At 73.3% G+C, this 7,017-nt stretch carries 7 protein-coding genes; 3 read left to right on the top strand and 4 right to left on the bottom strand.

From position 1 onward, the window contains the following. The first annotated feature begins 26 nt into the window (after positions 1 to 26). Entirely contained in the window at positions 27 to 1,607 is a 1,581-nt protein-coding gene (locus tag VGN18_RS15900; RefSeq protein WP_327540687.1) for a hypothetical protein, read from the top strand. 15 nt (positions 1,608 to 1,622) lie between these two features. On the opposite strand, the gene VGN18_RS15905 is transcribed toward VGN18_RS15900, so the two are convergent. Genes VGN18_RS15905 through pdxH form a run of 3 tightly spaced genes read right to left on the bottom strand, consistent with a single transcriptional unit; the run spans position 1,623 to position 4,467 of the window. Then, positions 1,623 to 2,516 carry an aldose 1-epimerase family protein gene (locus tag VGN18_RS15905; RefSeq protein WP_327540688.1) on the bottom strand — a complete coding sequence of 298 codons (894 nt, stop codon included), beginning with the start codon at positions 2,514 to 2,516 and terminating at the stop codon, positions 1,623 to 1,625. Next, the gene (locus tag VGN18_RS15910; RefSeq protein ID WP_327540689.1) at positions 2,513 to 3,817 is read right to left on the bottom strand and encodes an MFS transporter; all 1,305 of its coding nucleotides are present in this window, start codon (positions 3,815 to 3,817) and stop codon (positions 2,513 to 2,515) included. The genes VGN18_RS15905 and VGN18_RS15910 overlap by 4 nt, the downstream gene beginning before the upstream one ends. After that, positions 3,814 to 4,467, bottom strand: coding sequence for a pyridoxamine 5'-phosphate oxidase (gene pdxH, locus VGN18_RS15915; RefSeq protein ID WP_327540690.1), 654 nt, complete (start codon positions 4,465 to 4,467; stop codon positions 3,814 to 3,816). The genes VGN18_RS15910 and pdxH overlap by 4 nt, the downstream gene beginning before the upstream one ends. Before the next feature lie 60 nt (positions 4,468 to 4,527). On the opposite strand from pdxH, the gene VGN18_RS15920 reads away from it, so the two are divergent. Together VGN18_RS15920 and VGN18_RS15925 are read left to right on the top strand one after the other, a co-directional pair. After that, positions 4,528 to 5,634, top strand: coding sequence for a citrate synthase 2 (locus VGN18_RS15920; RefSeq protein ID WP_327540691.1), 1,107 nt, complete (start codon positions 4,528 to 4,530; stop codon positions 5,632 to 5,634). 16 nt (positions 5,635 to 5,650) lie between these two features. Then, a complete protein-coding gene (locus VGN18_RS15925; RefSeq protein WP_327540692.1) occupies positions 5,651 to 6,178 on the top strand; it encodes an NAD(P)H-dependent oxidoreductase in 528 nt (175 codons plus the stop codon). On the opposite strand, the gene VGN18_RS15930 is transcribed toward VGN18_RS15925, so the two are convergent. Next, positions 6,169 to 7,017: amino acid deaminase/aldolase (locus VGN18_RS15930; protein WP_327540693.1), on the bottom strand; the 849-nt coding region annotated here is incomplete at its 5' end. The two genes, VGN18_RS15925 and VGN18_RS15930, sit on opposite strands and share 10 nt — an antisense overlap.

The following is a 7,017-nucleotide window of genomic DNA, read 5'->3' on the forward strand; positions in this document are numbered from 1 at the left end:
GTACCTCCCCCAGACTGGACACCTCGATGACCCCCGAAGAACGCGCGCACGCCGCGGCGAATCTCGACCCCGACTCGGTGACGGCCGCGACCCGACGCCTGTCGTGGGTTCGCGTGCTCGGCCTTGTCGTCGCGATCGCGGCCGCCGCCGCCGGCGTGGTCGGCTTCCGCACCGCGACCCGCCCGGCCCTCGCCGCCACCGTCCAGAGCGACTTCATGCCGTACGTGGACGTGACCGCGACCCCGCAGTACCCGTTCGAGGACGCGTCGAGGTCGGCCTCGGCCAACATGGTCCTCGGCTTCGTGGTGAGTTCGCGGGGCGACGCGTGCACACCGAGCTGGGGCGGCGCCTACTCGCTCGACGAGGCGGCGACCTCGATGGACGTCGACCGGCGCATCGCCCGGCTGCGCCAGCGCGGCGGTCAGGTCGCGATCTCCTTCGGCGGCGAGGCCAACTCCGAGCTGGCCGACACCTGCACCGACCCGGCCCGGCTCCTGGCGGCCTACCGCTCGGTGGTGCGGCGCTACTCCGTCAACACCATCGATCTCGACATCGAGGGTGCGGGCGCCTCGCGCTCGGACGCGGTGCAGCGCCGGGCGACCGCGATCCGCGCCCTGCAACTCGAGGAGCAGCACGCCAAGCGGACCCTGGCGGTGTGGCTCACGCTGCCGGTGGACCCGTCCGGACTGACGCGCTCGGGGCGCGCCATCGTCGCCCGGACGCTCGCGGCCGACGTCACCCTGGCCGGCGTGAACGGCCTGACGATGGACTACGGCGGCTCGCTGGCCGCCGGCCGGTCGACGGCCTCGGCGTACCGCTCGGCGGTCACCGGCCTGGCCGCCCAGCTCACCTCGCTGTACGCGGCCGCCGGTCGCCGCCTCGCCCACGGTGCGGAATGGCAGCTCATCGGCGCGACGCCGATGATCGGTCAGAACGACGTCGCGGCCGAACGTTTCGAACTCGCCGATGCGCGATCACTGGTCGCGTTCGCCCAGGCGCATCACCTGCGGCGGTTGTCGATGTGGTCGGTGAACCGCGACCAGGCCTGCGGCCCCAACTACGCCAACGCGTCGATCGTGTCGGACAACTGCAGCGGCGTGGACCAGCGGGCCGGGGCGTTCACCGCGATCCTGGCCTCGTTCCGGGCCACGTCGGCCCGCACGCCGAAGGCCGACGCCCGACCGGCGGTCCCGACGTCCGGGACGACCGCGACGTCGATCGTCGACGACCCCGCGTCCTCGCCGTACGAGATCTGGAACCCCGAGCTGCCCTACGCCCACGGCACGAAGGTCGTCTGGCACCACAACGTCTACGAGGCGAAGTGGTGGACCGAGGGCGACACCCCGGACGCCCCGGTGGCCGCCTCGACCGACACCCCGTGGACGCTCATCGGCCCGGTACTGCCGGGCGAGCACCCGGCCCCGACCCCGACCGTCTCCGCCGGGACCTACCCGCAGTGGTCGGCCGCCGCCACCTACCGGGCCGGCGCGCGGGTCGTCTACGACGGCGTCGGCTACCAGGCGAAGTGGTACTCGGTCGGCGACGTCCCCGGCATCGTCGTCGGCGACGCGGGCAAGACACCGTGGCAGCTCATCACGCACGCGTGACCCGCCCGTTCGCCGCTAGACCGGGACGATCCCCCAGCTGCCGGTCCACGCCCCACCCGGTTCGAGCACGATCAGCCCGGCGCCGGAGTTGAAGGCGTCGGGCGCGCAGGTCATCGGCTCGACGGCGATGCCCGGCTGGCCCTCGGTGAGGGCGTCGACGGTGAAGACCTGCAGGAAGCCGAACGTCTCGTCGAACCAGAGCTGCGCGCCGCCGGACTTCGTCCGGATCTCGGCCACGCCGCGCCCGCCCGGGGTGTCGAGACCGGTGAAGCCGTGGTCGAGCCGCGTGGCGTGCAGCCGCCGGCCGCGGCGGAAGTCGTCCTTGCCGGTGAGGGTGCGCGAGCCGATCGGCACCTGCTTGTCGTCGACGACCAGCGTCTCCCGCGCCGGCACGGTCAGCGTGACGTCGTCGATGGCGTGCCCGCGCGTCGACAGGTACGGGTGCGAACCGGCGCCGAACGGCGCCCGCCGCGAACCGAGGTTGCGGGCGCCGATGGTCACCATCAGCCCGTGCGTGGCGTCGACGGCGTAGGTCGTCTCGACCCGCACCGGGAACGGATAGCCGTTCTGCGGCACGACGTCGAGCCCGAGCGTGACCCGCTCGCCGAGGTGTTGCACGAGCGACCAGCGCGCCCACCGGCCGAGGCCGTGGATGGCGTTGCCCGCCGCCGGCTCGGTGAGCGCGAGCTGCTGGCCCTTTCCCTCGAAGGTGTAGCGACCGCCGCGGATGCGGTTGGGCCACGGCACGAGCGTCGCCCCGCAGCCCTTCGGCGGCAGCACGTCGTCGCCGTAGGTGCACGTGATGGGCACCCCGCCGACCGTGTAGCTGCGCAGCCCGGCCCCGACCTCGACGATCGTCGCCGCGTGCTCGCCCGAGGTGATGGTGAACTCCTGGCCCGACAGCGTCACAAGGTCACCTCCAGCTCGTCGTGCGTGTCGTACTTCCAGAACGGACGGACGAAGTAGCCGGCCACCGCGACCACGATCATGCAGGCCACGCCGCCGGCCACCCACGAGACGGTCGGACCGGTCGCCGCAGCCATGCCGCCCGCCCGGAGATCACCCAGGCGCGGGCCACCGGCCACGACCGCGATGAACACGCCCTGCATGCGTCCTCGCATCTCGTCCGGAGCGTAGGTCTGCAGGATCGTTTGGCGATAGACCGCACTCACGAGGTCGGCCGCCCCCGCGAGCGCCAGCAGCGTCACCACCAGCCAGAGCTGGTGGGCGAGACCTGACAGCGCCACGGCCAGGCCCCAGCCGATGATGGCGATGACGAGGGCCCGCCCCTGCCGCCGGACCCGTCCGATCCAGCCGCTGGACAGACCGGCGATGACGGCGCCGATCGCGATCGCCGCGTACAGCGGGCCGACGTTGTTGTCGAAGCGAGCGTCGGCGACGGCCGGGAACAGCGCGCGCGGCATCGCGAGCACCATCGCCGCGATGTCGACGCCGAAGGACATGACCAGGATGGGTCGCTTGGCGATGAACGCGAGCCCGTCGACGACCGACCGCAGGCCGAGCTTCTGGCCCTGGCCGTCGGGCGGGATCGGTGGCAGCTTGAGCACCGACCACAGCGCGGCGGTGAACAGCACCGCGTCCGCGCCGTAGGCGTAGGCGAAGCCGTCGGGCAGCGTCAGCATCAGGCCGGCGATCAGCGGCCCCACCACCTGGCCGAATGTGCCGACGGTGAAGTTCAGCGTGTTCGCCGACGGCACCAGGTCGCTCGGCACGATGCGGGGGGTGATGGCGCCGCGGGCCGACGATGCGATCGCGAAGACCCCCGACTGCACCGCCACCAGCGCGAGCAGCAACCAGACGCTGCCCACGCCGACGAGCGTCTGGGCGAGCAGCGCCAGCGTGACCGCCCAGGTGCCGAGCGAGGACCAGAGATAGAGCTTGCGGCGGTCGACCGCGTCGGCGATCGCGCCGCCGTAGAGCCCGAACACCACGATCGGGACGAGACCGGCCAGGCCCACGAGACCGACGTAGAAAGACGAGTGCGACAGCTCGTAGACCTGCACCGGCACCGCGACCTGGGTGAGCATCGAGCCGATGAACGAGGTGCCCTGGCCGATGAGCAGGCGTCGGAACGCGGGGACGGCGATCGGGCGCGTGTCGACCGCATGGCGGCGCAGCAGGGAGCGGACGTTGCGGACCTGCTCGACCGCCTCGTCCTGGACGGGGGCGTCGGTGGGTGGCGTGTTCACGGGGCCAGACGCTCGCGGACCCACTCCGACCCGTCGGCGCGGAAGCGGAGGCGGTCGTGCAACCGGCCGCTGCGGCCCTGCCAGAACTCGACCGCCGCGGGTCGCAGCAGGTAGCCGCCCCAGTGCGGGGGCGGCGGGATCGGCCCGTCGGCGAAGCGCTCCTCGAGCGCCGTCACCGCGTCGTCGAGTTCGGCCCGCGACGCCACGACCTGCGACTGCGGCGACGCCCAGGCGCCGATCTGCGATTCGCGGGGACGCGTCGCGAAGTAGGCCTCGGTCTCGGCTCGCTCGACCCGCTCGACCGGCCCGCTCAGGCGCACCTGCCGCTCGTGCGGCAGCCAGACGAAGACGGCCGACGCCCAGCCGGTCGCATCGAGGTCGCGGGCCTTGGCCGACTCGTAGTTGGTGTAGAAGACGACGCCGCGCGGGTCGATGCCCTTGGCCAGCACGGTGCGCACGGCCGCGTGGCCCGAGCGGTCGGCGGTGGCCAGCTGGATCGCGTTGGGCTCGGTGATCGCCGGGTCGGCCACGGCCTCGTCGAACCAGCGCTGGAGCTGCTCGAGCCAGGTCGCGGCGACCCCGGCCTCGTCCAGCCGGCCGCGGGCGTAGGACTGGCGGAGCGCGGCGGGATCGGGCGCGGGGTCGGTCATTTCGCCAATCTTGCCCCTCCCCGCGATCGACCCCGCGGCGGTGTGAGCAGAATGGGAGTCATGGCAGACGACTACAGCCCCGGACTAGAGGGCGTCATCGCGTTCGAGACGGAGATCGCCGAACCCGACAAGGACGGCGGCGCGCTGCGCTACCGCGGCGTCAACATCGAGGACCTCGCGGGGCACGTCACCTTCGGCAACGTGTGGGCCCTGCTGGTCGACGGCAAGTTCGGCCCCGGCCTCCCGCCGGCCGAGCCGTTCCCGATCCCGGTGCACACCGGCGACGTCCGCGTCGACGTCCAGGCCGCGCTCGCGATGCTCGCGCCTGTCTGGGGCTACCGCGCGCTGCTCGACATCAGCGACGAGGAGGCCCGCGAGCAGCTGGCCCGCGCCGCCGTCATGGCGCTGTCCTACGCCGCGCAGTCCGCCCGCGGCCTGTCGAACCCGGCCATCCCGCAGGCCCGCATCGACCAGTGCGACACGATCATCGAGCGGTTCATGACGCGCTGGCGCGGCGAACCCGACCCCAAGCACATCCAGGCCGTCGACGCCTACTTCGTGTCGGCCGCCGAGCACGGCATGAACGCCTCCACCTTCACCGCCCGCGTCATCGCCTCGACCGGGGCCGATGTCGCGGCCGCGATGTCCGGCGCCATCGGCGCCATGAGCGGCCCGCTGCACGGCGGTGCCCCGGCCCGCGTGCTGCCGATGATCCAGGAGGTCGAGAAGACCGGCGACGCCGCCGGCGTGGTCAAGGGCATCCTCGACCGCCACGAGCGGCTCATGGGCTTCGGCCACCGGGTCTATCGCGCCGAGGACCCGCGCGCCCGCGTGCTGCGCCGCACCTGCAAGGAGCTCGGCGCCGAGCGCTACGACGCCGCCGAGGCCCTCGAGCAGGCCGCCCTCGCCGAGCTGCGCGAGCGCCGGCCCGACCGACCGATCGAGACGAACGTCGAGTTCTGGGCCGCGGTCATCCTCGACTTCGCCCAGGTGCCGCCGCACATGATGCCGGCGATGTTCACGTGTGCCCGCACGGCCGGCTGGTCGGCGCACATCATGGAGCAGAAGAAGACGGGTCGTCTCGTCCGCCCGTCGGCGCGCTACATCGGCCCCGAGCCGCGCAAGCCGGAGGACGTCGAGGGTTGGAACGACATCGCGCACGCCTGATCCACCGGACGTTCGCATGACACGGGTGCTGCTCATCTCGGGCAGCACCCGTTCTGCGTCCACGAACACCGCGCTGCTGCGCACGGCCGCGGCTTCCGCGCCCGATGGCATCGCGGCGTCGGTGTACGAGGGCCTGGCGACGCTGCCGCACTTCAACCCCGACGACGACCACGAGCCGCTGCCGCCGGCCGTCGCCGAGCTGCGCGCCGCGATCGCCGCGTCGGATGCGGTGCTGTTCTGCACGCCCGAGTACGCCGGCACGCTGCCCGGGTCGATGAAGAACCTGCTCGACTGGACGGTCGGGGGCACCGAGCTGAGCGACAAGCCGGTGGCCTGGGTCAACGCCGCCGCCGACGCCCGGCGCGGGGGCGGCGCGAACGGCACGCTCGCCGTCGTGCTCGGCTACGTGCAGACCCGCATCGTCGAGGACGCCTGCCGGCACGTGCCGGTGGCCCGCGAGGCGATCGGCCCGGACGGTCTGGTCGACGACGCCGCAACGCGGGCGGCGATCGCCGACGTCCTCACCGTCCTGGTTCAGCCGTAGTTCTTGCCCTCGCCGCGATACGTCGGCACCGACTCGACGACGCGGCCGCCGTCGACCACGTGGATCGTGTCGAAGCGCTCGCCGAGCTCGCCCGCCTTGGCGTGCCGGAACCAGACGCGGTCGCCCACCCGCAGGGCCGCGGCGGCCGGGCCGCGCACCGGCGTCTGCACCTCGCCCGCGCCCTCGGTGCCGAGCAGTTCGAGCCCGCGCAGCGCCGGGCTGGGCACCCGGGTCTTCCCGGCCGGGCCGGAGGCGATGTAGCCGCCGCCGAACAGCGTGGCGATCCCCGGCGCCGGGCGGCGCACCACGGGCAGCGCGAAGAACAGCGCCGGGCGCGGGGTGAAGGCGCGATACCCGTCGAACAAGGTCGGGACGTACAGGCCCGAGCCGGCCGTGACCTCGGTGACGGCCGGGTCGGCCGAGCTGATCTCGAGGCTGCCGGTGCCGCCGGAGTTCACGATCTCCAGCGCGCCGACGACCTTCTCGACCGCCTCGACGACGGCGCCGCGGCGCTGCGCGAGCTCGGCCGCCGAGCGCTTCTTGACCAGCCGCACGGCCGGCGAGGAGTCGGGCAGCCCGGCGATCTGGGCCTCGTAGAACATCACGCCGACGACGCGCCGACCGGCGTCGTGGGCGGCGCGGGCCAGGGTCGCGGCGTCGTCCGGGGTGCGCAGGGGCGAGCGCCGCACCCCGAGGTGCAGGCGGCCGATGCGGAGCGACGCGTCGATGTCGAGGCAGACCCGGACGCGGGCGTCGCCGGTCTCGGCCCGGAGCACGTCGAGCTGCTCGGTGCCGTCGATCATCAGCGTGACCGCGTCGAGCAGCGCGGGATCGCCGGC

Origin of the sequence: Jatrophihabitans sp. (genome assembly GCF_036000465.1) — a bacterium.
In the GTDB taxonomy this organism is placed as follows: Bacteria; Actinomycetota; Actinomycetes; order Mycobacteriales; family Jatrophihabitantaceae; genus Jatrophihabitans.

Bases quoted from the DNA above. Each gene is read 5' to 3' on its own strand.
- VGN18_RS15900 (WP_327540687.1), top strand. From the start codon at position 27: ATGACCCCCGAAGAACGCGCGCACGCCGCGGCGAATCTCGACCCCGAC.
- pdxH (WP_327540690.1), bottom strand. From the start codon at position 4,467: ATGACCGACCCCGCGCCCGATCCCGCCGCGCTCCGCCAGTCCTACGCC.
- VGN18_RS15920 (WP_327540691.1), top strand. From the start codon at position 4,528: ATGGCAGACGACTACAGCCCCGGACTAGAGGGCGTCATCGCGTTCGAG.
- VGN18_RS15925 (WP_327540692.1), top strand. From the start codon at position 5,651: ATGACACGGGTGCTGCTCATCTCGGGCAGCACCCGTTCTGCGTCCACG.